Raw genomic sequence first — 25,374 nt, 5'->3', positions numbered from 1 at the left:
ATGGCAGGGGCGACGAGGGGCTCCATCCTGCTGATCGGGGCGTCGCGGGGGCTGGGCCTGGCCCTGGCCGAGGCCTTCCTGGGGCTGGGCTGGTCCGTCGTCGCCACCGTCCGGTCCTCTGCAACGCCCCTGCACGCCCTGGCGGCCGACCATCCGGCGCTAGAAATCGAGGCGTTGGACATCGCGGACGGCGCCCAAGTCAGGGCGCTTTCGGACCGGCTCTCGGATCGAAGGTTCGACTGTCTGTTCGTCAATGCGGGCGTGGCCGATGCGCCCGATTCCATCGCCGCCACCTCGCTTGATGACTTCACTCGCCTGATGGCCATCAACGCCTGGGCGCCGCTACAGGTGGTCGAGGCGCTGGGCGGCCAGGTCGCGGAGGACGGGGTGATCGGCGTCATGTCCTCGGGGCAGGGCAGCCTCGCCAGCAACAAGGGCGGCGGGCTGGACGCCTATCGCGCTTCGAAAGCGGCCCTGAACATGCTGATGCGCAGCTATGCCGCGCGACACGCCGACGACCCCCGCGCCCTGCTGTTGCTGGCGCCCGGCTGGATAAAGACCGATCTCGGCGGCCCCGATGCGCCCTATACGATCGAGGACAGCATTCCCAAACTGGTCGAGGTGATCCTGGGCCAGAGAGGGCGTCCGGGCCTGCGCTATCTGGACCGCGAGGGTCAGCCCGTTCCCTGGTGATGGGGCTCGTTGTCAAAAGAAACGGTCATGGCTATCGTTAGCCGGCCACAGATCAGGAGGGCTCGCCATGTTCACACACGTCACCGTCGGCGCCAACGACATCGAAGCGTCGCGTCGGTTCTACGATGCTGCGCTTGGCGCGCTTGGCGTCGGGCCGGGGCAGGGGCCTGACCCGAAGGGGCGCTACTGGTGGCGGACGCGGCTGGGCGCCTTCGCGGTTGGGGCGCCCATCGATGGCGAGCCCGCCTGCCACGCCAATGGCGGCACCATCGGCTTCTTCGCCAAGGACGCCGAGGCGGTTCAGGCGTTCCACGACGCGGGCGTCGCCGCCGGCGGCCGCGCCATCGAAGACCCGCCGGGCGAACGCAACGGACCCTACGGCCCGATGGTTCTGGCCTATCTGCGCGATCCTTCGGGCAACAAGATTTGCGCCATGCACCGCGAGGGGTGACGAGCTTGCCTCTATGCTAGCGCTACGCTATCATAAGCGTATGGCTCAGGTTCTCGTGCGTGATCTGGATGATCGTATCGTCGCCCGCCTCAAGGTGATGGCGAAGGCGCAGAACATATCCCTGGAGCAGAAGTTCAGGGATATGGCGGCGCGCGAAGCCATGGATGTCGAGGCCCGCTTCGAGGAAGCGTCCCGTCGATCTCGTGAGCAGACGAGGGGCTCGTCGCTCGACTCCACGGCCCTGATCCGCGAAGATCGTGATCGGTGAGCGCGGTCTTCGACGCCAGCGTCATCGTCAAATGGTTCGTGGATGATCCCTTGGCTGACGCGGCGATTCAGGCGCGTAGGACCTACGCTTCCACAGTTGCGCCTGATCTGATGCTGATCGAAGTGGCGAACGTCTTCCGCCGATATGTCGTCCGTGGCGAGTTGCAGTCGTCGTCGGCGGCAGAGAACCTGGCCCTTATCCCGCAGGTGGTCGACCTGGTCGATCACCGAGGCCTGATCCCTGAGGCCTTCGCCATGGCCTGCGACCTGAACCATTCCATGACTGACTGCCTCTATGCCGTGATGGCGCGGCGGCGCGGTGTGCCGCTCGTCACAGCCGACCTCAAGTTGGCTCGAAAGCTGGGCGTGGTTGAGGGGATGGATGTTCGCTTGTTGAATTTTCCGGAATCGATCGCATGACCTTTGAAACCACCAAGACGCACATCGTCCACGGCGGAACCCTTCGCTATTTGAAGCACGACAGCGAGACGACCGGCACGCCCATGACCCTGTCGGTCTTCGTTCCGGGCGGAGAGGGGCCGTTTCCTGTCCTGATCTGGCTGTCGGGCCTGACCTGCACCGAGGACAACTTCACCACCAAGGCCGGGGCTTATCGCGCCGCCGCCGAGCATGGGGTCATCATCGTGGCCCCCGACACCAGCCCGCGTGGTGAAGGGGTCGCCGACGATCCGGCCTATGATCTGGGGCAGGGCGCGGGCTTCTACATCGATGCGACCGAGGCGCCGTGGGCGCCGAACTTCCGCATGGAATCCTATGTCGCCGGCGAACTGATCCGCCTGATCGACGCCGAGTTCCCGACGACGGGCGTACGCGCGATCTCGGGCCATTCGATGGGCGGGCATGGCGCCCTGACCCTGGCGCTGAAATATCCCGACCTGTTTCGCTCTGTCTCGGCCTTCGCGCCCATCGTGTCGCCGTCGGTCGTGCCGTGGGGCGAGAAGGCCTTCACGGCCTATCTGGGGGACGATCGCGCCGTATGGGATCGGCATGACGCCGCCAAACTGATGGCGTCCGGCGCGGGGAAGGACGTGTACGACGACATCCTGATCGACCAGGGCGACGCCGACAGCTTCCTGACCGACCAGCTGAAGCCCGAACTGCTGCAGGCCGCCGCCGACGCGACAGGCCAGAAGATCACCATCCGGATGCAGCCGGGCTATGACCACTCCTATTTCTTCATGGCCAGCTTCATCGCCGACCATGTGGCCTTCCATGCGCGGCGTCTGAAGGGCTGATCGGTGCAGCGGCGCAGCCTTCTTGTCGGGTTCGCCGCCTTGGCGGCCTGGCCGCGGAATGTCGCGGCGCAGGAACAGGCGCCTGATCTCGACTGGCGGCCAGAGCTGTCGTCGCCTGGCTACGCCCCCGCTTCAGGGCCTGTTATTCTGATCGACGAGGCGCATGACACCCTCCAGACCGTGGCGGGCCGATATGCGGGTTTCGCCACGCTGGCGCGCGCTGACGGCTATAGGGTGGAAGCCTTGCGCCAAGGTTTCGACGCTCCAGGCGCCCTTCACGGCGCCGACATTCTGGTCATTTCCAATCCTCGTCTTTCGTCGTCCCAGCGGATGGGGTCGGCGTTCTCAGAGGAGGAAATTCAGGCGGTCGCGGCTTGGGTCGAACAGGGCGGTGCGCTGCTTCTTGCGGTCGATCACGCGCCTTACGGCGCTGCGGCGGAAGCGCTGGGCCGCCGTTTCGGCGTGAGCATGGGCAAGGGGTACGCCTTTCAACTCGCCGGGGCGGACCTGACGACCAATCTCGTTTTTCCTTCGCCGGCCTTGGGCGATCATCCGATCATGCGCGGGCGCACGCCTTCCGAAGCTATAGGCTTGGTGCGGACCTTCACGGGGCAGTCTATTAGCGGACCACGATCAGCCACAGTCCTTCTGGCCATGAGCGACGATGCGTTGGAAGCGCCTGATCTGACCACGCTGCAGGCGATCCGTGACCGTCTGCGCGCCGGTGAGAATGCAGGACTTGTCACGATGGAAATGGCGCGTCCCGCCTTGTCGGCGCAGGGACTGGCGTTCGCTTTCGGGGCTGGGCGCGTTGTGGTCCTGGGCGAGGCGGGCATGTTGACGGCGCAGATGCTGCGTTTCTCGGACGGGCGGGCGCCGCGCCTCATGGGATTGAACACGTCCGGTCATGATGACCAGCAGTTCGCCCTGAACCTGCTGCACTGGCTGTCACGGCTTCTTCCCTGATGCTAGAGGGGCGGCATGAACGCTCTCGACGCCTACGAACCGATGTTTTCCGCCCTGTGCCGCGAGGTGGGCTTCTGCCTGCACGAAAAGGGTCAGAAGCGTGTGATCGAGGCTTTGCCCAAGGGTCTGGACGCCGCCGTGCGCGCGGTCTTCGCGGCCGAGGGCGTGGATGAACCCAATGCGCCGGGCGATCTGAAGCGGGCCGTGCGCGACTGTCTGAAGGCGAACTTGCCAGCTTGACCTTTACGGACCGATAAGTCGGAACGAATCCGGGCTTTGTCGCTTGGGTTTCACGAACGGGCGCCTATGTGTCGCCCATCAAGACTGTCGGAAAAAGGAGCTCTCCATGGCCTTCACCCTGCCCCCGCTGCCCTACGCCTATGACGCGCTGGAGCCGGCCATCGACAAGGAGACGATGACCTTCCACCACGACAAGCACCACCAGACCTATGTCGACAATCTGAACAAGGCCGTCGACGCCGACGCCAGCCTGCAGGGCAAGTCGCTGGAGGAAATCTTCACCAGCATCTCCACCGCGCCCAAGGCCGTTCGCAACAACGGCGGCGGCCACTGGAACCACAGCCTGTTCTGGGAACTGCTGGCCCCCGCCGATCAGGCTGGCGAACCGTCGGCTGACCTCGCCGCCGCCATCGACGCCGATCTGGGCGGGATGGACAAGTTCAAGGAAGACTTCAACGCCGCCGGCGCCGCCCAATTCGGCTCCGGCTGGGCCTGGCTGATCGTTCAGGACGGCAAGCTGAAGATCACCTCGACCCCGAACCAGGACAACCCGCTGATGGACGTCGTGGACGAACGCGGCGAGGTCATCCTGGGCGCGGACGTCTGGGAACACGCCTACTATCTGAAATATCAGAACCGCCGCGCAGACTATCTGAAGTCGTTCTGGACGGTGGTGAACTGGAACAAGGTCAACGAACTGTACGCCGCCGCCAAGTAAAGCCGGCCCCAGATCGAGACATGACGACGCCTGCCGGAACCTCCGGCGGGCGTTTTCGATTCATCTCATTCCAACGGAGACGAATGCGATGCGGATGATGATGACGGGGGCGGCCCTGGCCTGCCTGACCCTGGCGGCCTGCCAGCAGCCGGCCGGCGAGCAGAAGGCCGGCGATCCCGCCCCGCCCAACCCGACCCAGACGGTCGCGGCCCCGGCGGAGAAGCCGGTCTATCGCTTCAAGATCGGGGGGCTGGACGCCATCGCCCTGTTCGACGGCCAGAACCCCGTGCCGAACGACAACAAGGTGTTCGGCGTCGGCCTGACGCCCCAGGCGGTGGCCGCCCCCTTGACCGCCGCCGGCCAGCCGGCCGATCCCATCACGCTCGAAATCCATCCGCTGCTGGTCAGAAACGGCGCCCGGACGATGCTGTTCGACACCGGCCTGGGTCAGGGCAAGGGCCAGTTGATGCAGAGCCTGCGCACCGCTGGCGTCGATCCGTCCGCCATCACCGATGTCCTGATCTCGCATGGTCACCCTGACCACGTCGGCGGTCTGGTCGCGAACGGCGCCCTGGCCTTCCCCAACGCCGCCATTCGGATGTCGCAGGCGGAATGGGCCTCTCTGCGCGCCAATACCGAGATGGCCGATCTTGTGCGGATCATCACGCCCAAGGTCCAGGCTTTCAACCCCGGCGGGGAGGTGGCGCCCGGCGTCACGGCCCAGGACACGGCCGGCCACACGCCGGGCCATGTCGCCTATCTGATCGCCGATGCTCAGAACCAACTGCTCTATACCGGCGACCTGATGCATCACTGGATTCTGTCGGTGGAACATCCCGATTGGAAGGTCGGCTATGACGACGATCAGGCGGCGGGCGAGAAGGCGCGGCTGGACGAGGTGACGGCGTTGCGCAACTCCGGCGCCCACATCTACGCCTATCACTTCCCGTTCCCGGGCCTGGGCAAGATCGCCACGCGCGAGGGCCGGGCCATGTTTATCTCGGAAGCCCAATCGACCCAGTCGGCTTCCAAATAGGCCTCAGACCAGCAGGTCCACGCCGGGCGGCATCAGATCCTGCATCCGCTCGGCGTGGTGGCGGCGCACCATGCGGCGCTGGCGCAGCATCTCATGGATGCCGTCGGCCAGCTCCAGCAGCTGACCATCCGACAGCGGTTCGACCAGGTCGACCAGTTGTCGTTTCAGCGCCTCGACCGCCTGTTCGGAGAGGCCGGTCTGGAAGCTCTTGTCTTCGCGATGCATTCGACTCCTCCTTGTTCGGGTGCAGGGCTCGGTTGCGTCATCAGACAGAAGGCGGAGGATCGCGCCTTCGTTCCCGTCCATCGTGCTTAACGGCCCGCGCGCCTTGACTCTGTGGGCGCGTCTGGCCATAAGCGCCGCCTTCCACGTCCGATGGTTCGCCGCCGGGCGCGGTCATGACGGAAGATGCGTGGACCGCCGTTGAGATCGCATTCCCAATCCAGGGATGCCGGGCCGCATCGTCGAAAAGAGAATAGAATGTCCAAGCGCCACAGCGCCAAGTACAAGATCGACCGGGCCATGGGTGAAAACCTGTGGGGCCGCTCCAAGTCGCCGGTCAACAAGCGTTCCTACGGCCCCGGTCAGCACGGTCAGCGTCGCAAATCCAAGGTTTCCGACTTCGGCCTGCAACTGAAGGCCAAGCAGAAGCTGAAGGGCTACTACGGCAACATCACCGAGAAGCAGTTCGCCAAGACCTATGACGAGGCCGCTCGCCGCAAGGGCAACACCTCGGAAAACCTGATCGGCCTGCTGGAATCGCGCCTGGACGCCATCGTCTATCGCGCCAAGTTCGTGCCCACCGTCTGGGCCGCCCGTCAGTTCGTCAGCCACGGCCACGTCCTGGTCAATGGCAAGAAGGTCGATATCGCCTCCTACCGCGTGAAGCCGGAAGACGTCGTCACCGTGAAGGAAAAGTCGCGCAACATGGCGCTGGTGCTGGAAGCCCAGCAGTCGTCGGAACGTGACGTGCCGGACTATCTGGAACTGTCGGATCGTTCGTTCTCGGTCCGTTACGTTCGCGTGCCGGAACTGTCGGACGTGCCTTACGCCGTGAAGATGGAACCGAACCTGGTCGTCGAATACTACGCCTCGTAAGTCGCGTTTCGACCGTTTGAGTTGGAAGGGCCCCGGATTCGTCCGGGGCCCTTCGTCTTTCGCCCTGTTCCCTTCACGGGCGAACAGGCGCACTCTACGCCATCGGGCCTGGAGATCTGGGGAGGTCGTCGGTTGAGCGGCTCCATCATCGCACGCATCGTCCTATGCGCCGTCGCCGCCAGCGCTGCGGTCCTGTCCGGCTGCGCCACGACCGAACCCACCGTCTCGACGCGCGGCATGCCAGGCGAACTGGAGCCGATCCACGCCGCGACCTTCACCAAGGACGAAGCCATCTTCTGGGTCAGCTCCAACGGCTGCACCAAGAAGGACGATCTGATCCCCATCGTCAGTCTGCAGGGCGGACAGGCGGTCATCACCCTGCGTCGCATCGACGAGGACAAATGCCGCCAGGACTTGGTCCAGGGGGTCGAGCTGAAATGGTCGTTTCAGGAACTGGGCCTGACGCCCGGCGCGCCGGTCAGCGTCAACAACCCCTACCAGCTTCCACGCTCCTGACCGCCCCGCGCGAAGGGTTTCGTTAAGCCTGTTCGGGCGCGTCTGGTTAAAACTCGTGCGCTAATCAGCCGGGCTGTTTCCTTCCCGGTTCTTGGCTTTCATGCGTTTCCTCACCTGCCTGACCGACGACCATAACCTTTGGCTGGTCGGGCTCGCCGCCGCCCTGTGTCTGATCGGGTCGATCATCACCTTCCGTCTGTTCCGCCGTCTGCGCGCGGCCGAGAAGGGCACCCGTCTGGCCTGGAGCTTCATGGGCGCCGTGGCGACCGGGGCGACCATCTGGTGCACCCATTTCGTGGCCATGATCGCCTATGAGCCCGGCGCGACCGTCAACTACGAACCGCTGCTGACCGGCCTGTCGCTGGGCGTGGCCATGCTGGGCAGCGGCTTGGCCCTTTGGGTCGCCTCGCGCGCCATGCGCGGGTCCGCCGAACTGGGCGGCGTGCTGTTCGGCCTGACGGTGGTGGCGATGCATTATACGGGCATGGCCGGCTTCGCCACGGACGCGATCATCCACTGGTCTGCGATCTATGTCGCCGCCTCCGTCGCCGGGGCGCTGATCTTCGGCGGTTTGGCCTTCCACCTGGCCCGGCGTCCGGGCAAGGCGGCGCCGGTCGTGCTGATGGTTCTGGGCATTGTGGCCCTGCACTTCACCGGAATGGCGGCCATGACAGTGATCCCCCTGGCGCCGATCATTGACGCCTCCGCCGCCGACAACGCCAATGTGGTCCTGGCCTTCGCCGTCGCGGCCGTGGGGCTGATGATGCTGGGCACGGGCGTCGCCACCTATGCTCTGGACCTGCAGTTTCGCGTCCAGGCCAAGGCGCGTCTGGAACAGCTGCTGGAGGGCAGCGTCGACGGCATGGTGGTCGAACAGGACGGACTGATCCTCGCCGCCAACGCCGCCTTCGCCAATCTGGTCGGCGTCGATCACGACACGCTGGTCGGCGAGCCGCTGGCGCGGTGGATGACCGATCTGGCCCATCTTCAGGTCGGCTGCCTGACCCAGTCGCGTCTGGTCGGCCCGGCTGGGGCAGAAATTCCGGTGGAGATCGCCGCCCGTCGCGACGGCGGCCGCGCGGTCGAAAGCGACATCATGATCTATGCGGTGCGCGATCTCCGCACCCGCCTGGCGCAGGAGCGTCGCATCGCCCATCTGGCGCGCAACGACGGCCTGACCGGCCTGCCCAACCGCTCGTCCTTCCTGGAGTGGCTGACGCGCCAGACGTCCGACCCGATCGCCGCGACCAAGGTGGCCCTTCTGGCCATGGACATGGATCGCTTCAAGGAGGTCAACGATGTCCACGGCCACGCCGCCGGCGACCAACTGCTGATCCGGGTGGCCGAGCGGATGCGCGCCGCCCTGCGCCCCGGCGAGTTCGTGGCCCGTCTGGGCGGGGACGAGTTCGTCGCCGTCGTGCCGGTCCAGCATCGCGAGGATGCGCTGGACCTGGCCGGACGCCTGCGCGTCGCCGTCACCACGCCCGTCGTTCTCGATCACGCCGAGGTCTCCTGCGGTCTCAGCGTCGGCATCGCCGTGTGGCCCGACGACGCCGACAATACTTCGACCCTGATCAATGACGCCGACCTGGCCATGTACCGGGCCAAGGCTTCGCTGGGCACGGACGTCTGCTTCTATGAAGAGGAGATGGACGAGGCCGTCCGCATCCGCCGGCGCATGGCCCAGCAGATGCGCGAGGCCCTGGACCAAGGCCAATTCAGCCTGAACTGGCAGATTCAGGCCGCCGTCGATACCGGCGCGATCACCGGCTATGAGGTCTTGCTGCGCTGGGTCCAGCCCGACGGGACCTTCATCTCGCCGGGCGACTTCATTCCCCTGGCCGAGGAAAACGGCCTGATCCTGCCGATCGGGGAATGGGTGTTGCGCACCGCCTGCGCCGAGGCGGCGCTCTGGCCCGAACCGCACAAGATCGCCGTCAATCTGTCGCCGGTCCAACTGGGTCACGTCGATCTGCCGCGCCTGGTGCATCAGGTTCTGATCGAGACCGGCCTTTCGCCGTCGCGGCTGGAGCTGGAGATCACCGAAACGGCCATGATCACCGACATGGAGCGCACGACCCACGTTCTGCGCCAGCTGAAGCTGCTGGGCGTCTCCATCGCCATGGACGATTTCGGCACCGGCTATTCGTCGCTGTCGACCCTGCGCGCCTTCCCGTTCGACAAGATCAAGCTGGATCGCTCCTTCATGTCCGAACTGGACGGCGGGCCGGAATCCGCCGCCATCATCCGCGCCGTCCTGGCCCTGGGCGAAAGCCTGCACATCCCGGTCTTGGCCGAGGGGGTTGAGACGCTGGATCAGCTCAGCTTCCTGCGCGACCAGGGCTGTGACGAGGTGCAGGGCTATCTGTTGGGACGGCCGCAGAAGACGGCCGACGCCGAAATCCAGCCCGCCGCCCGGGTGCTGTGGGACGACAAGCCGCCGACGGTCGCTGCGGCGGCCTGACGAAGAGCAACACGCGCTAGACGCTTCGGCCGTATCCCGGCCACGTCGTGTTGCCGGCCCGCGCATACTGTTCCGGCAGCCGCTCCTCCTCGCCCAGAGCGACGGCGGCGTGGTGCGCCCAGTGCGGGTCGTCCAGCGCGGCCCGCGCAATGGCGATCAGGTCCGCCTGGCCCGACGCCACGATGTCCTCGGCCTGTTTCGGGTCGAAGATCATGCCCACCGCCATGACCGCCGCGTGGGGCGCCGCCGCCTTCACTGCCGCTGCGAAAGACAACTGATACCCCGGCTGGTCGCCGGGAATGGCCGCCCGCGCGACATTGCCGCCCGACGTCAGGTGCAGATAATCATAGCCCATGTCGTGCAGCGCCCGGCCGAAGGCCGTCACCTCGTCCAGCGCCACACCGCCCTCGACCCAGTCCGAGCCGTTGAACCGCGCGCCCAGCGCCTTTTCCGTGGGCCAGGCGTCGCGCAGGGCCTGGGCGACCCGCAGCGGAAAGCGCGCTCGGTTCGCGGCCGAGCCGCCGAAGGCGTTGGTCCGCTGGTTGGAGATCGGCGACAGAAATTCGCTCAACAGATAGCCGTGGGCGGCGTGCAATTCGACCAGGTCGAACCCGGCGCGTTCGGCCCGCCGCGCCGCCGCCACGAAGGCCGCGATCACGCGATCCATGTCCGCCTCGCTCATCTCGGTCGGCGTGTGCCAGTCGGCCTTGAACGGCAGGGCCGAGGGGCCGAACGTCTCCCAGGCGCCATCGTCCGCCGCCAGCGCCCCGCCGCCCTTCCACGGCGCGCTGGTCGAGGCCTTACGGCCCGCATGGCCCAGCTGGACGCCGATGGGCGTGTCGCTGTAGGTCCGCACGCCCGCTATGATCGCAGCGAAGGCGGCCGCCTGTTCGTCGTTCCACAGGCCGGTGTCGTCGGGCGTGATGCGGCCCGCCGCCTCCACCCCCGTCGCCTCGACGATGACCAGCCCTGCGCCGGAAATGGCCAGCCGCCCCAGGTGCTGCACGTGCCACGGCTGGGGCACGCCCTCGACGGCCGAATATTGGCACATGGGCGCGATCACCACGCGGTTCTTCAAGGTCAGCGGGCCCACGGCGTGGGGCGAAAACAGCAGGCTCATGACAAGGCGTCCGATGGGGGAGGGGAGGCTATTCAACGAGGTCCGCAGGGGACCGGTTCAACCGGCGCCTTTCGGATTGTTCATCCAGCTTGCCGATAATTCACGTGTGCCGATGCGACCCGCGCGGCACAAAGGGTCAAGCTTTCAAAGGGGAACCCAAATGCTTCGTCTCGCTCTCGCCATCGCCATCGCCGCGCCTCTGCTGTCGGGCTGCATCATCGTCTCGACTGAAAAGCCGACCACGCGCGTCATCACCGCCCCGGCTGCGGGCCAGTAATGCGGGGCGTGGTCAAGGGTCTGGCGGCGGCGCTCCTGGCCGCCCCCCTGTTGGGCGCCTGCGTCATCTATGACAGCACCGCGGGCGAGAACGTCTCGGTCAACGTCACCCGCAACGACGCCCCGCCCGCCGAAGCCATCCGCGAGGCCCGTCTCGCCGACGGCGCCCTGGTCGTGCGCGTCGATTCCAACGGCTGCACACAGGCCTCGGACTTCGAGGTGGCGGTGGCGGACAACAATCCGGTCGAGATCACCCTGCGCCGCACCAAACAGGACCTGTGCAAGGCCCTGGTCCCCGACGGTGCCGAGCTGCGCTGGACCTACGCCGACCTCGGCCTGGAGGCCGGCGCGCCCGCCCGCATCCTCAATCCGTTGAAGTAACGGCCGGAGCCAATCGGCATTCAGTGGGCCGAAATCTTTGATCGTCATTCCGGGTTCGTCCTACGGACGCCCCGGAATAACGGCGTGGAGCTGAAGGTCGCTTGAGCCTAGAGCCCATCCAGCCTCGTCATCCTCGCCCGTGTGGCGAGGATCCTTACTCCTGGTATGTCCAGGGCGTGCGCTGACGTCGGACAGCGCGATTATCGATCCCAGGCGCAGGGCCTAGGATGACGCATCATTGGCGAGGTCAGCCTGCCGCCGCCTCGAACACGCTCAGCATCTCTGGCGGAATGCGCTGGGGCCTCAGGGTCCTGGCGTCCACCAGAACCCATTCGGTCACGCCCTGGGCGCAGACGCGGCCCTGGTCGTCCTCGATACGGACATAGCGGTTGAAGCGCGGCCCTTGCGGCTCTCCGACCCAGGTGCGGGCCACGACGCCGATCGCGCCTGGCTCGATGCCGCGCAGATAGTCGATCTCGTGCCGGGTCGCGACCCACGACCATTTCGCCCGCGTCGTCTCATCGAACCGCGCATTCCAGTGGGCCGTGCCCGCGTCCTGCAGCCAGCCGACATAGACCACGTTGTTGACATGGCCGTTGGCGTCGATGTGCTCGGGCCGCACGTCCAGAGGCACGACGAAGACCTCCCGGTCCCCGCGCGGGGTCAGGGTCTTTTTGGCCATCAGGCCTCGCCGAGCGGAACGCCCTTCTCGACCATCAGGGCCTGAAGTTCGCCGGCTTGGAACATCTCGCGGATGATGTCCGATCCGCCCACGAACTCGCCCTTCACATACAGCTGGGGGATGGTGGGCCAGTCGGTGAAGCTCTTGATGCCCTCGCGCAGGGCCTCGTCCTGCAGGACGTCCACGCCGACGAAGGCGGCGCCGACATGATCCAGGATCTGCACAGCCAGGGACGAGAAGCCGCAGCGCGGCTGGTCGGGCGTGCCCTTCATGAACAGCACCACGTCGTGCTGGGCGACGGTGTCGCCGATGAAGGCGTGGACGGGATCGGCGGCTTGAACGGTGTCGGTCACGGGGTGGGCCTTTCGTGAAGCCCGTCAGCTAGGGAGCGCGAGGGGCGCGGTCAAGGCGTGCGCGACGATCCGTCGTGTCTATCAGGCGGCGTTCGCCACGACGCGCGCCATTTCGATCTGGGCGGCCAGGCCCGGCGGCATGTCGCGCTCGGGCGCGGCGGCCAGCACCGCCAGCCGGTCCGTGTCGGTCGGCCCCACGACCACGCTGGACACCGACGGATCGGTCAGGACGTAGGACAGGCAGATGGCCTCGGCCGTCCAATTCGGGGTCCGGTACAGAAAACCGAAGGCGTCCTTCTTGGGCGTGTCCGCGGGTCGTTTGCCGCCGCCCAGGCCGAACAGCCCCTTCTTGAACACCGGGGCGTCCGGTTCGCGGGTCCGCCGGTCGATGTAGAAGTCGTAGGCGAAGACGGCCATGTCCTGTTCGCGCGCCGAGCGGATGCGGTTGCGGATCGGCCAGCCGGCGTTGATGTCGAACGGCGTCAGCAGGGCGTCGAATGCGCCGGTCGAGACATAGGCGTCCATCACCGGCCCACCCCCGGCGATCCCCAACAGGCGGATGCGCCCGGTCTTGCGCAGCGCCTTCAGCGCCGCCAGCGACGACTGCGCCAGCTCCGTCTCGCCGGGCTCGTGCAGCACGGCCATGTCGATCCAGCCCAGGCCCGAGAAGTGCAGCACCCGGTCTATGGCGCCGGTCATCCCCTCGGCCGAGAAGTCGCGAGCGCCCGCATCGCCCGGTCCCTCGCCGGCGCCCAAGGTCACGCTGACATAGACCAGCTTGCGGTCCACGTGCGACAGGGCCTGGCCCAGCACCTCGGCCGCCACCGGGTCTGCCGTCTCCAGCCGATAGCTGTTGATCCCCGCCTCCAGCGCCGAATACAGCAGGTCCAGCCCGGCCTCGCGCCCGCGCGCCAGCGCCGCCGCCCCGAAGCTGAGCGTCAGGTTCGAGATGGCGGAGCCGGAAACGCCGAACGGGCGATAGCGCATGACCCTACCCCTCCTGGACCGGGGCAGAGGTCTCCAGCGCCAGGGCGTGCAGTTCGCCGCCCATCTGACCCTTCAGCGCCGCATAGACCAGCTGGTGCTGACGCACGCGCGGCACGCCGGAAAAGGCGCTGGACACGATGCGGGCGCGGTAATGGTCGCCGTCGCCGGCCAGATCCTCGATGGCGATCTCGGCGTCGGGAAAGGCCTCGACCAGATGCTGGCGCAGCGTTTCGACGGACATGGGCATGGGCGAGACTCTCGGAGCTTTCCCCGCCAGCGTGACCGATAAACCTTAATGGCTGACTACGGGGCGGCGGCGTTCGAACAGCCGCACGGCATGGTCGCTGTAGGTCGTCTCGGCATAGGGCCGATAGCCGAGACGGGCGGCCAGTTTCAACGAGGCCAGGTTGTCCGGCGATATCATGCAGACGGTGCGCTGGACGCCCAGAACATTTTCCGCCCAGTCCAAGGCGGCGCCCAGAGCCTCGGCGGCATAGCCACGGCCCTGAAACGCCGGGTCCAGCCCCCAGCCCAGCTCCGGCGCATCCAAGGCGGGCGTCATCTGGCGGCGATAGTTCAGCACCCCAATGCTGCCCAGATAGGCGCCGCCATCCTTCAACCGGATCGACCAGTTGCCGTGACCCAGGGCGGACCAATGCCCGATGTCGCGCAGCAGCCGGAACCAGACCTCTTCATCCGAAAGGGCGCGGCCCATGAGAAAGCGGGTGAAGTCCAGGTTCTTCCACAGGGCGGCGATGTCGGTGAAGTCATCCGGCCCGGCGGGGGTCAGGACCAGGCGTTCCGTCGTCAGCGTCGTCGTCACATCAACCCCAGTTGCTTCAAACTGGCCACCCCGTCGCGGCCGACGACCAGATGGTCGTGCACCTCGACGTTAAGGGCGCGGCCGGCCTGCACAACCTGTTTCGTCATTTCCACGTCGGCGCGGCTGGGGGTCGGATCGCCCGACGGATGATTGTGGATCATGCCTGTCAGTTTTCTAAGTCATTGACTTGTAAGCAATAAAAAGCAGGTTAACGAGGAATGGTGCTTGGGACTGGGATCGGTTGATCATGCCCGAACGTGACGATCACGCCTGATCACCCCGGTGCTCACCAAGACCCCTTGATGCACGGCACTGGACCTTATTCTTTTCATCCCACGCATCAAGTTCCTCGAGGGGGTAGAGCACGGCCTTGCCAATTTTGACGAAGGAAGGCCCGAGACGCATCGCGCGCCAATTTCGAAGGGTTCCAACCGAAATACCGCCCCGGTAGCGTTCAGCCACCTCGTCAGGCGTAAGGAATTTGCTATCTGGCACTATCGCCTCCTTCGGCAGCACGACCAAGGCGTGTCGCCGGGTATTTGAGTTGATCATCGCGGTAGTCTGTCGAGGCTCGCTTCGGATTTATGTTTCAAACGCCCGGGACCGATGCCTCACGCTTCCGCACGGACATACATGCTGCGCCATTCACCGCCGCGAAAGACGTAAGAGGCAGGTGTCGAACAAGCGGATACCATAGAGGCCACATAGGCGGAGTTGATTGCGCCGCCTTCGATCGACGGCGCTAGTTGCCGGGCAGGTGCTGCAACACGGGCCCGTGACCGATCTCTGTTGCAAAGCTTTGGGGGGCGTGCGGACGCGGAAAGACACGACAGACTTCAAAATCCGGTTCCGCAAGGAGTGTCGGGTCGACTTCGACCACCCGCACCAAGCCTCATTGAACTCAAGCGAGAGCCAACTCCAAGCGATGAACTTGGCGCTCGCGCCATCCTCCATACGCACAGGATGTCGGACGCCCATCCATGCGGAGTGCGGCGCTTTAGCACATCTTGCGTTTGGCCTGCGTCTCAGTGGCGATGCATTGACAGATCACGACGACGCTTCGCATACGTATCGATGTTGTGGCCTGGGACACTGTCAAAGGTATCTGTGGTCATTCTCAGCTTTTCAATCCGGTCGAGCCGGAAATTCCGCAGCGCCTGCCGCGTCTCGCACCATCCGCTGACGGTCCAACAATCTGTAAACGCCGTCAGAGTCATCGGTCGCAACCGCCGTTGAGCCGGTTGGGATTGTTCGCTCTGATAGTCAAATTCGACGATGGTGCGCGTGCGCAAAGCGCGACGCAGCACTGCAGCATGTGCCGGAGCGCGTCCCGACGCCCGGCGGGATGCGACAATAGGCGAACCGGATAGTCCCGGCTTGGATGCCTGAGGCAACACCGTGTCGATCTTTGCTTGCGCGGCTGCAGCGCTCTGCGCCAGTTCCTTATCGCCGGCCGCCATCACGAAACTCAGCCCCAGGGCCAACGCCTCTATCTGATCCAGGGAGAAGTTCAGAGGGGGAAGCTGGAGATTGTCGTCGGCGACGTAGCCTATTCCACCTACTCCCTCGATGCCAACGCCCGATGCCTGGAGGTGCGCGAGGTCGCGATAGATTGTGCGTTCGCAGACCTCCAGCGCCGCCGACAGGTCGGCAGCCGTAAGCACTTTCTTGTCTCGAAACATCCCGACAATGCGGAATAGCCGCTCAGCACGACGCATGAACTTCTCCGTCGCCCCCTGACAGAATGATGTCAGTGGCAGCGTGCTAGTGTCAACTCCAACCTGACCAGCATCTCGGATTAATCATGAGCGAACCTATGCGTAATGCCATCGTGACGGGCGGAGGACGAGGGATCGGTAAAGCCATCGTGGATCGCCTCGCCGAGGATGGTTTTGCAGTCATCTTCACTTATGAAGAAGATGACGACGCAGCCCGTGCAGTTGAAATCTCCCTCAAAGATGCTGGTCACAAGGTGAAAGCGGTTAAGGCCGACCAAGCTGACATTGGGGCGGTCGCCTCATTATTCAAAGATGCATCGGCTTGGTTCGGAGGAGGCGACAGTCCGTTTCTGGACACTCTCGTTTGCTCAGCGGGCATAATCGAGCACGCGCCGATTGAGACCGTCACCCCAGAGATGTTCGACCGGGTGATGGCGGTCAACGCGCGAGGAACATTCTTCACCTTGCAGCAGGCAGGCCGCATCATGCGCGACAATGGCCGGATCGTCTGTATCTCGACGATAGGCACGGCGTGGCCATCGCCTGGAGAAGCCGTTTATGCCGCCAGCAAGGCGGCAATCGAGCAATTCGCCCGCATTGCATCCCGAGAATGGGGGGCGAGGGGAATAACGGTAAACGTCATATCCCCTGGTCCGACCGATACTGATTTGCTGCGACGGGATGCAGATGCCTCGACGCTGGACAGTCTCAGTCACATGACCGCGCTGCAACGTTTGGGCCGGCCATCGGACATTGCCGCAATCGTCGGGTCGCTCGTCAGTTCGCAACAGGGGTGGGTCACGGGGCAAAACATTCGGGCGGATGGGGGGCTGGTATGACGGGCGACGCACCAAGTTCTCACCGAGGCGTCGCCAGAGTGATCGGCGTCAGAGGCGCGAGGGAAAACAACCTCAAAAATGTCGATCTCGATATTCCGCGCAATTGCATCGTGGCGTTCACAGGCGTCTCAGGCTCTGGCAAGTCGTCGATGGTGTTCGACACTGTCGGGGCAGAGGCTCAACGCCAACTCAATGACACGTTCACTGCTTTTCAGCGCAATCGCTTGCCGCACTACGGAAGGCCGGATGTCGATTCCATCAGCAATCTTTCCACCCCTGTAATTATCTCGCAGAAGCGAATTGGCGGAAATGCGCGTTCGACGGTGGGCACTTACACCGACGCCTATGCCCTGCTTCGCTTGCTGTTCTCGCGCGTCGGCGAACCCTATGCAGGCTATTCCAACGCCTTTTCGTTTAATGATCCCGAAGGCATGTGCCCCGCCTGCGAAGGCATCGGCACAGCGCGGACGCTCGACGAGAAGGAATTTGTTGATCTAGAAAAGTCCTTGAACGAAGGACCATTCCGGCATGGTCCGTTCGGCAAGGACGGCTGGTACATCAAGGTTTACACGCAGTCGGGCCGCTTCGATAACGACAAGAAGCTGAAAGACTACACAAAGGACGAGTGGGACGACCTCCTTTACGGGTCGGGATACAAGGTCCGGGTCGGCTCGGGAGCAACGGCGCGCAACGCTCCCTACGAAGGCGTCATCGACAAGTTCACTCGGCTCTACATCCGGCGCGACACATCCGATTTGTCGGAGGCTACACGATCCGGCGCAGCCAGATTCATAATCTCAAGCCCGTGCCGAGCCTGCGGTGGGACAAGACTCAATCAGCGGGCGCTTGGGTGTCGGATCAACGGCTACAATATCGCCGAGATGACTGCCCTGGAATGTCAGGATTTGGTCGAAGTGCTTCGGAAGGTCTCCGGCAGCGTCGGCGCACAGCTTGCGGCCGACGTGATCGAACGCCTGGAGCAACTCATCGGCATCGGCCTCGGCTATCTGAGCCTGGATCGCGAGACCGGCTCTCTTTCCGGCGGCGAGTCCCAGCGCATCAAAATGGTCAGGCACCTTGGCTCCAGTCTCGTCGAGGTGATTTACGTTCTGGACGAGCCGAGCATTGGTCTGCATCCCCGCGATGTTGATCGCCTCAATCGGATGCTCAAGCGGCTTCGCGACAAGGGCAACACGGTGCTCGTCGTGGAGCATGATCCTGACGTTATCGCCATCGCGGATCATGTCATCGACATCGGCCCCGAAGCTGGCCGCGACGGCGGGAAAGTCATGTTTGAAGGGTCGGTTCATGATCTTCTCATGGCTGACACTCCCACCGGCCGGGCATTGAGAACCCCGTTCGCCGTTAAAGAAGAAGTCCGCTCGGCCAAAGGCGTGTTCCCGCTGAGGATGGCTACCGGGAACAACCTGAAAAACGTCGATGTAGATATTCCCAAGGGGATCATGACTGTCGTGACAGGCGTCGCAGGGTCTGGAAAAAGCTCGCTGGTCAGCGGAGCTTTTGTCGCCGCCTTCCCCGAGGCCGTGCTTATCGACCAGTCAGCTATCGGCGTTTCCTCCCGCTCGACACCGGCAACCTATACCGGGATGATGGACACCATCAGGGAGGCGTTCGCAACAGCTACGCGTTCGAGCGCTTCCCTGTTCAGCTTCAATTCCCGCGGCGCATGTCCAGACTGCCAAGGACTCGGCATTGCCTATACCGACCTCGCTTTTCTCGATCCGATAAAAACGATTTGTGAGACGTGCCGAGGCAAGAGGTTCAAGGAAAGCGTTCTCAAGAAGCGCCTTCGCGGGCAATCAATCAGTGACGTTCTAGAAATGTCGCTTTCGGATGCTCAAAAGTTCTTCGACGACCCCGAAATTGCATTGACCCTTGATGCTCTGGTTGAGGTTGGCCTTGGATACTTGAGCCTCGGGCAGCCGCTTTCCTCGCTTTCGGGCGGCGAACTCCAGCGCCTTAAGCTGGCAATGAAGCTGGGCGACGGGCAAGGCACATACATCCTCGATGAGCCCACCACCGGACTTCATATGTCCGATGTCAGTCGGCTGTTCAAAATCCTGGATCGGCTGGTCGATGACGGCAGCACCGTGATTGTTATCGAGCATAACCTTGATGTGATTGCTAGGGCGGACTGGATAATCGATTTGGGGCCAGAGGCGGGTCGAAATGGCGGCGAGATTGTATTCCAAGGGACCCCGCTGACACTTGCTCAAGAGGCAAAGACCCTAACTGGCAAGTATCTGGCGATGAAGGCTTTCGACAATAATTTGCCCATCACCTCTATTACTCCTGCTGAGACTGCGAGGTGAGATGATCTGGTCCATCCTTGATGCCAATCTCATCACCGTTCCGACAATGTGGAGTCTTCCCCACTCTGCTGAAGCATTTGGGCGGATCAACGAGCTGGCTCGGCCGCTAGATCGGTTAAATGTGTGATTCAGCAATCTAGAAAGGTTACTGCCGTTGAACAGCCTCTCTCATGTAGTCAAAAGCTTCTTTCCGCGCTTCCGCCGTGCCGCACGCAGTCCGACAGAGCTGGTAGGGTTGCAACATGAGGCTCGCCCTTCGGCAGATTCATTACCTCACCGTTGCTGCCCAAGTGGGCAGCTTCAGGCGCACTGCGGAGATGTGCCAGGTAGATCAGTCGAACGTCAGCCGCACTGTGAAGCAGCTTGAGGACCATCTCGGCATATTGCTATTTGAGCGGACTCGGAATGGTGTTCGGCTGACCACGGCGGGGCAGCGATTTCTCGCCGAGGCTTTGCCGGCCTACGAACAGCTCGAGTCGGCAAAGCGTACTGCTCGGGCTGCGCGCAGCGGCGCATGCGGTTTGGTCCGCATCGGGATATTGACCTCGCTAGCGGGGGGATTTCTGCGGAAGCTTGTCCAAAGCCACACTGAAAGACATCCGCGAGTAACCATCGACGTTCGTGACGGTGGCCGGAGGAAGCATCTTGCGGCCGTCAGAGCCAGACGATTGGACGCTGCAATCATCACGGGCTCGGAACCTGTGCCGGGGTGCGAGACTCGAGAATTATGGCGCGAGCGCGTCTACGTTGCTCTGGCCGAAAGCCACAGGCTTGCCGCCAGACCCAAGCTCGACTGGCCAGATCTCAAGGCGGAGCGCTACATCGTAAGTCGGGAGGAACCTGGTCCCGAGGTCTACGACTACATCGTTCGTCGTTCCGCCGACTACAGCTCCTATCCCGAGATCGAAGAGAAGGAAGCGCTGCAGGACACGCTCATGAACCTCGTCAGCCTCGGTCAAGGAATTACCTTGGTTTCGGCCGCCTGGACCTCTGTCAGAGTCCCTGGGCTTGTGCTTCGGCCATTGACCGCCGAACCTGACATCGTGCCGTTTAGCGTCGTCTGGTCCTCGGAGAATAAAAACCCAGCGTTCCTGCGATTTCTGCACACGGCTCAAATGCTCGCAAGTCGCGGGCTCGGTGTGCCAATGCACGATACCAAGCTGGTGTTATGAGGTGATATCCAGTGCGTAGCGCCTATGCATTCAATGAATTCTATTGCGGATTACCGTTCATCTTCCGCATCTTATTGAATGCGCGATCATTGATCATGAAGCGTGCAATCATTGGCGCGATTAGCTTCAGCGGGTCGCTAATCTCCTGCTGGCTCTCACGAGCGAGGACTTCCGCGTAGGCCACCAAGTCGCCATGAATTGCTGCCGGCAGTTCGATCGTTACCTTCACCGGCTTGTCATCAGAAATACGGCTGAGTTTGAGCTTGGTCATGATCACCTTCCATACGGGTCTAGGATGAGATCGCGCGTGACGATTACCCGCACCGGGAAGCCGGGCCGGATAGAGAGCGTCGGCGCGATGCTGAGCTGGCGGCGGACGATCTGCTGACCGGCGTCGTTGATCGTGTCTTGCCCGCCGTTGCGAATTGCTTGGATAAGGCGGTCGTCGTCATTTGTGGCGAGCTCCGCCCCAAGGCTAAGCAGGGTCGATAGACCCGCTGCCTTCGCAAGATCCCACCAACGATAGTCGACGCCGTCTCGAAGGCCTGCATAGCCCTCGGCGTCGGCCCCCGGCTGACGCTCAAGTACGATGGAGTGGCCATTCGGCAGGATCAGCCGGTTCCAAACCAACAACACGCGACTTTGCCCAAACTGCACATTGTTATCGTATTGGCCGATCACGCGTGAGCCTTGGGGCACGAGAAGAATCCGGCCGGTCGGACTGTCGTAGATGTTCTCGGTCACTTGGGCGGTGATCTGGCCGGGGAGGTCCGATCTAATCCCCGTAATAAGTGCGGCGGAAATTACAGCACCTGCCTGAAGGATGTTTGGAGACACCGCCGCGGCGATGCGATCTGGCGCGACCGTGCGCCGATCGGCGGCGGCGTTGAGGAAGGCGTTCTGGCGGTCCTGAGCTGTGGGAGTCGCGGGGGGCGGAGCCAGACCAAGGCTGGTGAGATCGGGCGTCGGTTGCGCGCCGGGCGTAGTCTGGGTCGACGTCGCGCCGCCCGTACGGGTTTCAGTGTTCGCGAACAGCTGGGCCGTGCGTGACGCCTCGAGTTCCTGAATGCGGCGTTGCTCTTCCGGGCTGAGACCGGGGTTCGCGGCAGTCATGCCGGGTGTGGGCATAGGCTGGCCACGACTTTGCGCGTCGAGGATCGGTCGGCCCAAGTCCCCGGGAAGCGGGGGGCCGAGCTGAGGCGCGCCGCTATAATCTCGCGGCAGACCGGCAATGCCATCGGCCGTCGTGCGGTTTTCGGTCGAGTAGAGCTCGTCGGTCGGCTGACCGGCATCGCTGGTCTGAAGCGCATAGATGAGCGCACCGCCGATCCCGACGCTGGCGACTAGGCCGAGACCTGCGAGAACCTTGCGCGACAGGCGGGTAACGCGCGGCGGCTCCGCGCGCAGCCGCATCGGCGCAGGCCCGGCGGCCTCGCCGGTCAGCGGCTGGGCCTCCTTGTCTGGCCCATCCTCTTTCCGGTGCTCGCTCTCGCTCACGATGCAGGCCTCCCATCGGTACGCACGATGCGGACGCGCTTCTGGTTATCGCCGGAGCCGAAACGAAGTTCGGCGGCGGCAAAGAGCCGATCGACGATCATATGATGGCCGCGCACCCGGTAGTTCACCAGCTCCGAGGTGTTGCCCTCCGGGCCGACAACGAACAGCGGCGGCATCTCGCCCTGTCCAATACCGCTTGGAAATTCGATGAAGACCTGGCGGCCGTCGTCGAAGGCGCGCAGCGGCCGCCACGGCGCGCGGTCGCCGTCAATGGCGTAGCGAAAGTTGACGTTGGCGAGATCGACGCCGGATGCGACCGGTTGTGCTGCTTCGGCCTGTTGGTTCTGGCGACGCAGAGCGATGAGTTGATCCTGCGGATACTGCCACGAGACGGAGGCCATGTAGGTCCGCTCGGTCGAGCGCAACTCCATATGGTAGGTGCGCAGGTTGGTGTTGATGACGAGATTGGTCATCAGGTCCGGCCGGGTGGGCTTCACCAGGATGTGGACCTGCAAGGTTTGCCCGGCGCCGCTCTGCGTATCGCCGATGATCCAGCGTACGGTGTCGCCGGCCGCGACCGGTCCGGAGCCGACGAGCTGCTCGCCCGGCTGCAACGCGATGTCGGTGATCTGCCCGACGGCGGTATAGACCTGATAAAGCGCGCCGCCCATGTAGGGATAGACCTGCATGGCGTTGATGAAGCCGTTGCGCACAGGCTGGATGCGCGCAGCGGCGTTGGCTTGGTTGACTCGCGCCGTCGGATCGGTCGGCTCCGGCGTCGCTCGGGACGGTTCGACGCGCTGCAACTGTCCAGGCAGCGGAAGCGGTCGCGGGATCTCGACGACGGTGACCGGTGCCGGCGGATCGACGGTCTGCACGGCCGGAGCAGCGGCGTCGTAGGAAATTTCCGGCGGCGGAGTGCTGGTGGCGCAGCCGGCGAGCGCGGTTGTCGCCAGCAGGACTATGGGGAATGCGGCTCTGCGGAAAGCCGAGACTACGGATGTGTGTAAAGCCGGGTTTCCGGCTTTACGGAAATACAGCTTCATTGACCAAGCTCCCGTGACCAGTTGATGGCGTTGACGTAGATGCCGAGCGGGTTCGCCCTGAGCCGGTCGGCGTTGCGTGGAATCTGGACGACGATCGTCAGGATCGCGGTCCAGCGGGTAGTCTCGGCAAGCTGGCCGTTCTCATAACGGCGTTCGACCCAGGCGACGCGGAAGCTGTCGGGCGATGCTCGAATGACGCTGGAGACGTCGACGGCGACCTGCTGGCGGCCAACCTTCGTGAACGGGTCATTGGAGCGGGCATAGTCGTTGAGCGCCATGGCGCCGCGATCGGTCGTGAAGTCATAGGCGCGCAGCCAGTTTTGCCGGACGATGATGGCGTCGGCGGGGATCGAGCGGACCTGCTCGATGAAGCGCGCCAGGTGAAACGCGATCTGCGGATCGGTCGCGCGATAGTCGGCGACGGCGGGCGCCACGGCTTGCGCCTGACCCAGACGGTCGACCTGGACCACCCAGGGTACGATCGTGCCACGTGCCGACTGCCAAACCAGCGCGGCGGCGAAGCCGGCCGAGAGGATCAGCGAGCCGAAGGCCATCAACCGCCAGTTCTTCGCCTGGACGCGCGAGGCGCCGATCCGTTCGTCCCAGACTTGTGCGGCGCGCTGATAGGGCGTCTCGGGTTCGGGGGCTTTGCCATAATGGGTAGAAGGTCGTTTGAACATCAGCGGTCGCTTTCGGAGAGATTGACGGAGGAGCCGCCGCCATGGGCGTCGCCGGAGCGCACGGCGTGGGCGGTCGCCTGGACGGCGTGGGTCATGCGTTGGGAGCGGCGCATGCGTTGCGCCCAAGCGGGCGGCCCGCCCGCGGCTGCCGGAGCGGCCGAGCCGCCGCCGTCGCCGGTTGCGTCTCCACCGACCGACCCCATCGTCGAGGAGCCACCGGTGGCTTCGAACGCGGCCTTCCCGCCGGCATTGAAGCTCGAGCGCATGGTAGCGGCGGCGCGTGAGGCGGTACGCTGCAGCGGCGAGACCGCTGCGCTGCCGCCAGCGCGGGCGACGCCGCCAAGGCCGGATGCAACGCCAGCAGCGCCAGATTGCCCGGCCGAGCCGAGGCTATAGGCGGTCGAGGCGCCACCCGCCACGGCGGCTCCACCGCGCGCCGCAGCCGCGGCGCCACCGGCCAGCGCCGCGCCACCGGAAGCGACCGCACCGACCGCGCCGACACCGGCGGCGACCATGCCGCCTGCCGCCATACCCGTTCCGACCGCGGCGCCGGCGCTGAGTTGCGGACCGCCGGAGACGATGCCACTGGCGATACCAGGGCCGAAAATGCCGAGGCCGAGGAGCGACAGGGCGGCGAGCACGATCGCCATCGCCTCGTCTATCGTCGGCGTGGCACCGCCGAACCCCGATGTGAATTCTGAAAAAAGCGTCGAGCCGATGCCGATGATGACGGCGAGCACCAGGACCTTGATGCCGGACGAGATGACGTTGCCAAGCACTCGTTCGGCCATGAAGGCGGACTTGCCGAACAAGCCGAACGGGATCAGCACGAAGCCGGCGAGCGTCGTCAGCTTGAATTCGATGAGCGTGACGAAGAGCTGGATGGCGAGGATGAAGAAGGCGAGCAGGACCAGCGCCCAGGCGAGGAACATGCAGGCGATCTGGATGAAGTTCTCGAAGAACGACCAATAGCCCATCAGGCCGGAGATCGATTCCAGAAGCGGCCGCCCCGCATCGAGGCCGGTCTGCGCGACCTTGCCGGGGCGCAAGAGATCGGCCGTGGTGAAGCTGGTGCCGCTGGCTTTTAAGCCCAGGCCGGCGAAGCTCTCGAAGACGATGCGTGCCAGGTTGTTCCAGTTGCCGATGATGTAGGCGAAGACGCCGACGAACAGCGTCTTCTTCACCAGGCGAGCCATGATGTCGTCGTCGGCGCCCCAGCTCCAAAAGAGTGCAGCCAGCGTCACGTCGATGACGATCAGGGTGGTGGCGATGAAGGCGACTTCGCCGCTGAGAAGCCCAAAGCCGCTATCGATATAACGGGTGAAGACCTCGAGGAAATGGTCGATGACGCCGGTGCCGCCCATGATGTTATCTCGCTTCGTCGAGCTGCGGCGGCGCGATCGGCGCGGCGGGCTCCAAGGCCGGCTGATCGGTGCGACCCGGTTGGAGAGTGGCGTCGTTTCGCGGCGCTGGCGGCGTGTCCGGCAGTCGCTCGGCAGGCCGCGCGCCGGGAGCGAGGAAGCGGTTGCGGTTCTCGGCCCAGGCGCGCAGGCAGGCGGTGTCGCGGGGACCGGCTTCGCCGAGCCCCTGACAGCGGACCAGTTCATTGCGGAGCGGATCGGCCTGCGTCTGGATGGCCCGGCCGGACGCCCACGGCTCGGGCGCTTCCTCTTTCCGGTTCATCTCGATCGCGGTCGCGGTGATCGCAACCGCGACGAAGATGACGGCGCCGAGCCGGGCGAACAGCTTTCCGTCCATGGCC

General features: G+C 64.4%; 31 protein-coding genes and 1 pseudogene. 16 read left to right on the top strand and 16 right to left on the bottom strand.

Features of this window, described 5'->3' with window-relative positions; all coding sequences use genetic code 11:
* From KZX42_RS06440 to KZX42_RS06400, 9 genes are all read left to right on the top strand, one after another.
* Positions 1–693, top strand: a complete 693-nt coding sequence (locus KZX42_RS06440) for an SDR family NAD(P)-dependent oxidoreductase (protein ID WP_248118157.1) — start codon at positions 1–3, stop codon at positions 691–693.
* 67 nt (positions 694–760) lie between these two features.
* Complete coding sequence (locus KZX42_RS06435) at positions 761–1,144, top strand: VOC family protein (RefSeq protein WP_248118156.1); 384 nt, start codon at positions 761–763, stop codon at positions 1,142–1,144.
* Positions 1,145–1,199: 55 nt separating this feature from the next.
* Entirely contained in the window at positions 1,200–1,412 is a 213-nt protein-coding gene (locus tag KZX42_RS06430) for a hypothetical protein (protein WP_248118154.1), read from the top strand.
* Positions 1,409–1,831 (top strand): type II toxin-antitoxin system VapC family toxin, encoded by a 423-nt coding sequence (locus tag KZX42_RS06425; protein ID WP_248118152.1) that lies wholly within the window; start codon positions 1,409–1,411, stop codon positions 1,829–1,831. The genes KZX42_RS06430 and KZX42_RS06425 overlap by 4 nt, the downstream gene beginning before the upstream one ends.
* A complete protein-coding gene (gene fghA, locus KZX42_RS06420) occupies positions 1,828–2,667 on the top strand; it encodes an S-formylglutathione hydrolase (RefSeq protein ID WP_248118150.1) in 840 nt (279 codons plus the stop codon). The genes KZX42_RS06425 and fghA overlap by 4 nt, the downstream gene beginning before the upstream one ends.
* Before the next feature lie 3 nt (positions 2,668–2,670).
* Positions 2,671–3,633, top strand: coding sequence for a DUF4350 domain-containing protein (locus KZX42_RS06415; protein ID WP_248118148.1), 963 nt, complete (start codon positions 2,671–2,673; stop codon positions 3,631–3,633).
* Between the two features lie 15 nt (positions 3,634–3,648).
* On the top strand, positions 3,649–3,873 hold the full coding sequence (locus tag KZX42_RS06410; RefSeq protein WP_248118146.1) for a hypothetical protein: 225 nt from the start codon (positions 3,649–3,651) through the stop codon (positions 3,871–3,873).
* A 106-nt stretch (positions 3,874–3,979) separates the two neighbouring features.
* Positions 3,980–4,591 carry a superoxide dismutase gene (locus tag KZX42_RS06405; protein WP_248118144.1) on the top strand — a complete coding sequence of 204 codons (612 nt, stop codon included), beginning with the start codon at positions 3,980–3,982 and terminating at the stop codon, positions 4,589–4,591.
* Positions 4,592–4,679: 88 nt separating this feature from the next.
* Positions 4,680–5,627: an MBL fold metallo-hydrolase gene (locus KZX42_RS06400; protein ID WP_248118142.1), complete on the top strand. Its 948-nt coding sequence runs from the start codon at positions 4,680–4,682 to the stop codon at positions 5,625–5,627.
* A 3-nt stretch (positions 5,628–5,630) separates the two neighbouring features.
* Here the strand turns inward: KZX42_RS06400 and KZX42_RS06395 are convergent, their stop codons facing one another.
* Positions 5,631–5,852: a hypothetical protein gene (locus KZX42_RS06395; protein ID WP_248118141.1), complete on the bottom strand. Its 222-nt coding sequence runs from the start codon at positions 5,850–5,852 to the stop codon at positions 5,631–5,633.
* A gap of 255 nt (positions 5,853–6,107) precedes the next feature.
* Between KZX42_RS06395 and rpsD the strand changes: the two genes are divergently transcribed.
* The 3 genes from rpsD to KZX42_RS06380 all read left to right on the top strand — a co-directional run bounded on the left by rpsD (position 6,108) and on the right by KZX42_RS06380 (position 9,705).
* On the top strand, positions 6,108–6,725 hold the full coding sequence (gene rpsD, locus KZX42_RS06390; RefSeq protein ID WP_017504690.1) for a 30S ribosomal protein S4: 618 nt from the start codon (positions 6,108–6,110) through the stop codon (positions 6,723–6,725).
* Between the two features lie 132 nt (positions 6,726–6,857).
* A complete protein-coding gene (locus KZX42_RS06385; protein WP_248118139.1) occupies positions 6,858–7,241 on the top strand; it encodes a hypothetical protein in 384 nt (127 codons plus the stop codon).
* Positions 7,242–7,341: 100 nt separating this feature from the next.
* Positions 7,342–9,705: a bifunctional diguanylate cyclase/phosphodiesterase gene (locus KZX42_RS06380; RefSeq protein ID WP_248118138.1), complete on the top strand. Its 2,364-nt coding sequence runs from the start codon at positions 7,342–7,344 to the stop codon at positions 9,703–9,705.
* Positions 9,706–9,721: 16 nt separating this feature from the next.
* Here the strand turns inward: KZX42_RS06380 and KZX42_RS06375 are convergent, their stop codons facing one another.
* Positions 9,722–10,825, bottom strand: coding sequence for an oxidoreductase (locus tag KZX42_RS06375; protein ID WP_248118136.1), 1,104 nt, complete (start codon positions 10,823–10,825; stop codon positions 9,722–9,724).
* Positions 10,826–11,101: 276 nt separating this feature from the next.
* Between KZX42_RS06375 and KZX42_RS06370 the strand changes: the two genes are divergently transcribed.
* Positions 11,102–11,482, top strand: coding sequence for a hypothetical protein (locus KZX42_RS06370; protein ID WP_248118133.1), 381 nt, complete (start codon positions 11,102–11,104; stop codon positions 11,480–11,482).
* Positions 11,483–11,729: 247 nt separating this feature from the next.
* Here the strand turns inward: KZX42_RS06370 and KZX42_RS06365 are convergent, their stop codons facing one another.
* From KZX42_RS06365 to KZX42_RS06330, 8 genes and pseudogenes are all read right to left on the bottom strand, one after another.
* A complete protein-coding gene (locus KZX42_RS06365; protein ID WP_248118131.1) occupies positions 11,730–12,164 on the bottom strand; it encodes a thioesterase family protein in 435 nt (144 codons plus the stop codon).
* A complete protein-coding gene (gene grxD / locus KZX42_RS06360) occupies positions 12,164–12,517 on the bottom strand; it encodes a Grx4 family monothiol glutaredoxin (RefSeq protein WP_248118129.1) in 354 nt (117 codons plus the stop codon). Before grxD ends, KZX42_RS06365 begins: the two co-directional genes overlap by 1 nt.
* Positions 12,518–12,598: 81 nt before the next feature.
* Positions 12,599–13,504: an oxidoreductase gene (locus KZX42_RS06355; RefSeq protein WP_248118128.1), complete on the bottom strand. Its 906-nt coding sequence runs from the start codon at positions 13,502–13,504 to the stop codon at positions 12,599–12,601.
* Positions 13,505–13,508: 4 nt separating this feature from the next.
* Positions 13,509–13,751 carry a BolA family transcriptional regulator gene (locus tag KZX42_RS06350; protein ID WP_248118125.1) on the bottom strand — a complete coding sequence of 81 codons (243 nt, stop codon included), beginning with the start codon at positions 13,749–13,751 and terminating at the stop codon, positions 13,509–13,511.
* Positions 13,752–13,796: 45 nt separating this feature from the next.
* The gene (locus KZX42_RS06345; RefSeq protein WP_248118123.1) at positions 13,797–14,327 is read right to left on the bottom strand and encodes a GNAT family N-acetyltransferase; all 531 of its coding nucleotides are present in this window, start codon (positions 14,325–14,327) and stop codon (positions 13,797–13,799) included.
* Positions 14,324–14,488: pseudogene (locus tag KZX42_RS06340) on the bottom strand (JAB domain-containing protein); the annotation flags it as partial. The gene KZX42_RS06345 and the pseudogene KZX42_RS06340, both read right to left, overlap by 4 nt.
* Before the next feature lie 103 nt (positions 14,489–14,591).
* Positions 14,592–14,879, bottom strand: coding sequence for a helix-turn-helix domain-containing protein (locus KZX42_RS06335; protein ID WP_248118122.1), 288 nt, complete (start codon positions 14,877–14,879; stop codon positions 14,592–14,594).
* Positions 14,880–15,352: 473 nt separating this feature from the next.
* Positions 15,353–16,045 (bottom strand): WYL domain-containing protein, encoded by a 693-nt coding sequence (locus KZX42_RS06330; RefSeq protein WP_248118120.1) that lies wholly within the window; start codon positions 16,043–16,045, stop codon positions 15,353–15,355.
* Positions 16,046–16,131: 86 nt separating this feature from the next.
* Here KZX42_RS06330 and KZX42_RS06325 point away from each other — a divergent pair, with 86 nt between their 5' ends.
* The 3 genes from KZX42_RS06325 to KZX42_RS06315 all read left to right on the top strand — a co-directional run bounded on the left by KZX42_RS06325 (position 16,132) and on the right by KZX42_RS06315 (position 20,389).
* The gene (locus KZX42_RS06325) at positions 16,132–16,884 is read left to right on the top strand and encodes an SDR family oxidoreductase (RefSeq protein WP_248118118.1); all 753 of its coding nucleotides are present in this window, start codon (positions 16,132–16,134) and stop codon (positions 16,882–16,884) included.
* A 38-nt stretch (positions 16,885–16,922) separates the two neighbouring features.
* A complete protein-coding gene (locus KZX42_RS06320; RefSeq protein ID WP_248118116.1) occupies positions 16,923–19,217 on the top strand; it encodes an excinuclease ABC subunit UvrA in 2,295 nt (764 codons plus the stop codon).
* Between the two features lie 242 nt (positions 19,218–19,459).
* Positions 19,460–20,389, top strand: coding sequence for a LysR family transcriptional regulator (locus KZX42_RS06315; RefSeq protein WP_248118114.1), 930 nt, complete (start codon positions 19,460–19,462; stop codon positions 20,387–20,389).
* 40 nt (positions 20,390–20,429) lie between these two features.
* On the opposite strand, the gene KZX42_RS06310 is transcribed toward KZX42_RS06315, so the two are convergent.
* The 6 genes from KZX42_RS06310 to trbK-alt are packed head-to-tail and all read right to left on the bottom strand — an operon-like array spanning position 20,430 to position 25,370.
* Complete coding sequence (locus KZX42_RS06310; protein ID WP_248118111.1) at positions 20,430–20,660, bottom strand: DUF2274 domain-containing protein; 231 nt, start codon at positions 20,658–20,660, stop codon at positions 20,430–20,432.
* A gap of 2 nt (positions 20,661–20,662) precedes the next feature.
* Positions 20,663–21,886, bottom strand: coding sequence for a TrbI/VirB10 family protein (locus tag KZX42_RS06305; protein ID WP_248118109.1), 1,224 nt, complete (start codon positions 21,884–21,886; stop codon positions 20,663–20,665).
* On the bottom strand, positions 21,883–22,932 hold the full coding sequence (gene trbG, locus KZX42_RS06300) for a P-type conjugative transfer protein TrbG (RefSeq protein WP_248118108.1): 1,050 nt from the start codon (positions 22,930–22,932) through the stop codon (positions 21,883–21,885). The genes KZX42_RS06305 and trbG overlap by 4 nt, the downstream gene beginning before the upstream one ends.
* Positions 22,929–23,612: a conjugal transfer protein TrbF gene (gene trbF, locus KZX42_RS06295; RefSeq protein ID WP_248118106.1), complete on the bottom strand. Its 684-nt coding sequence runs from the start codon at positions 23,610–23,612 to the stop codon at positions 22,929–22,931. The genes trbG and trbF overlap by 4 nt, the downstream gene beginning before the upstream one ends.
* Positions 23,612–24,976, bottom strand: a complete 1,365-nt coding sequence (trbL, locus tag KZX42_RS06290; RefSeq protein WP_248118104.1) for a P-type conjugative transfer protein TrbL — start codon at positions 24,974–24,976, stop codon at positions 23,612–23,614. Before trbL ends, trbF begins: the two co-directional genes overlap by 1 nt.
* Positions 24,977–24,980: 4 nt before the next feature.
* Positions 24,981–25,370, bottom strand: a complete 390-nt coding sequence (trbK-alt, locus tag KZX42_RS06285) for a putative entry exclusion protein TrbK-alt (protein ID WP_248118102.1) — start codon at positions 25,368–25,370, stop codon at positions 24,981–24,983.
* Between the last annotated feature and the right edge of the window lie 4 nt (positions 25,371–25,374).

Source organism: Brevundimonas sp. EYE_349 (genome assembly GCF_023147505.1).
Lineage (GTDB): Bacteria > Pseudomonadota > Alphaproteobacteria > Caulobacterales > Caulobacteraceae > Brevundimonas.
Note: the sequence above shows the minus strand (reverse complement) of the source record. Positions and strands in the feature narration are given on the sequence as shown.

Coding starts and splice junctions, on each gene's coding strand:
- KZX42_RS06435 (WP_248118156.1), top strand. CDS start 761: ATGTTCACACACGTCACCGTCGGCGCCAACGACATCGAAGCGTCGCGT.
- KZX42_RS06325 (WP_248118118.1), top strand. CDS start 16,132: ATGAGCGAACCTATGCGTAATGCCATCGTGACGGGCGGAGGACGAGGG.
- KZX42_RS06370 (WP_248118133.1), top strand. CDS start 11,102: ATGCGGGGCGTGGTCAAGGGTCTGGCGGCGGCGCTCCTGGCCGCCCCC.
- KZX42_RS06310 (WP_248118111.1), bottom strand. CDS start 20,660: ATGACCAAGCTCAAACTCAGCCGTATTTCTGATGACAAGCCGGTGAAG.
- KZX42_RS06355 (WP_248118128.1), bottom strand. CDS start 13,504: ATGCGCTATCGCCCGTTCGGCGTTTCCGGCTCCGCCATCTCGAACCTG.
- KZX42_RS06400 (WP_248118142.1), top strand. CDS start 4,680: ATGCGGATGATGATGACGGGGGCGGCCCTGGCCTGCCTGACCCTGGCG.
- fghA (WP_248118150.1), top strand. CDS start 1,828: ATGACCTTTGAAACCACCAAGACGCACATCGTCCACGGCGGAACCCTT.
- KZX42_RS06330 (WP_248118120.1), bottom strand. CDS start 16,045: ATGCGTCGTGCTGAGCGGCTATTCCGCATTGTCGGGATGTTTCGAGAC.
- KZX42_RS06395 (WP_248118141.1), bottom strand. CDS start 5,852: ATGCATCGCGAAGACAAGAGCTTCCAGACCGGCCTCTCCGAACAGGCG.
- KZX42_RS06380 (WP_248118138.1), top strand. CDS start 7,342: ATGCGTTTCCTCACCTGCCTGACCGACGACCATAACCTTTGGCTGGTC.
- trbF (WP_248118106.1), bottom strand. CDS start 23,612: ATGTTCAAACGACCTTCTACCCATTATGGCAAAGCCCCCGAACCCGAG.
- KZX42_RS06350 (WP_248118125.1), bottom strand. CDS start 13,751: ATGCCCATGTCCGTCGAAACGCTGCGCCAGCATCTGGTCGAGGCCTTT.
- KZX42_RS06335 (WP_248118122.1), bottom strand. CDS start 14,879: ATGATCAACTCAAATACCCGGCGACACGCCTTGGTCGTGCTGCCGAAG.
- trbL (WP_248118104.1), bottom strand. CDS start 24,976: ATGGGCGGCACCGGCGTCATCGACCATTTCCTCGAGGTCTTCACCCGT.
- KZX42_RS06365 (WP_248118131.1), bottom strand. CDS start 12,164: ATGGCCAAAAAGACCCTGACCCCGCGCGGGGACCGGGAGGTCTTCGTC.
- KZX42_RS06410 (WP_248118146.1), top strand. CDS start 3,649: ATGAACGCTCTCGACGCCTACGAACCGATGTTTTCCGCCCTGTGCCGC.
- trbK-alt (WP_248118102.1), bottom strand. CDS start 25,370: ATGGACGGAAAGCTGTTCGCCCGGCTCGGCGCCGTCATCTTCGTCGCG.
- KZX42_RS06405 (WP_248118144.1), top strand. CDS start 3,980: ATGGCCTTCACCCTGCCCCCGCTGCCCTACGCCTATGACGCGCTGGAG.
- rpsD (WP_017504690.1), top strand. CDS start 6,108: ATGTCCAAGCGCCACAGCGCCAAGTACAAGATCGACCGGGCCATGGGT.
- KZX42_RS06375 (WP_248118136.1), bottom strand. CDS start 10,825: ATGAGCCTGCTGTTTTCGCCCCACGCCGTGGGCCCGCTGACCTTGAAG.
- KZX42_RS06315 (WP_248118114.1), top strand. CDS start 19,460: ATGAGGCTCGCCCTTCGGCAGATTCATTACCTCACCGTTGCTGCCCAA.
- trbG (WP_248118108.1), bottom strand. CDS start 22,932: ATGAAGCTGTATTTCCGTAAAGCCGGAAACCCGGCTTTACACACATCC.
- KZX42_RS06440 (WP_248118157.1), top strand. CDS start 1: ATGGCAGGGGCGACGAGGGGCTCCATCCTGCTGATCGGGGCGTCGCGG.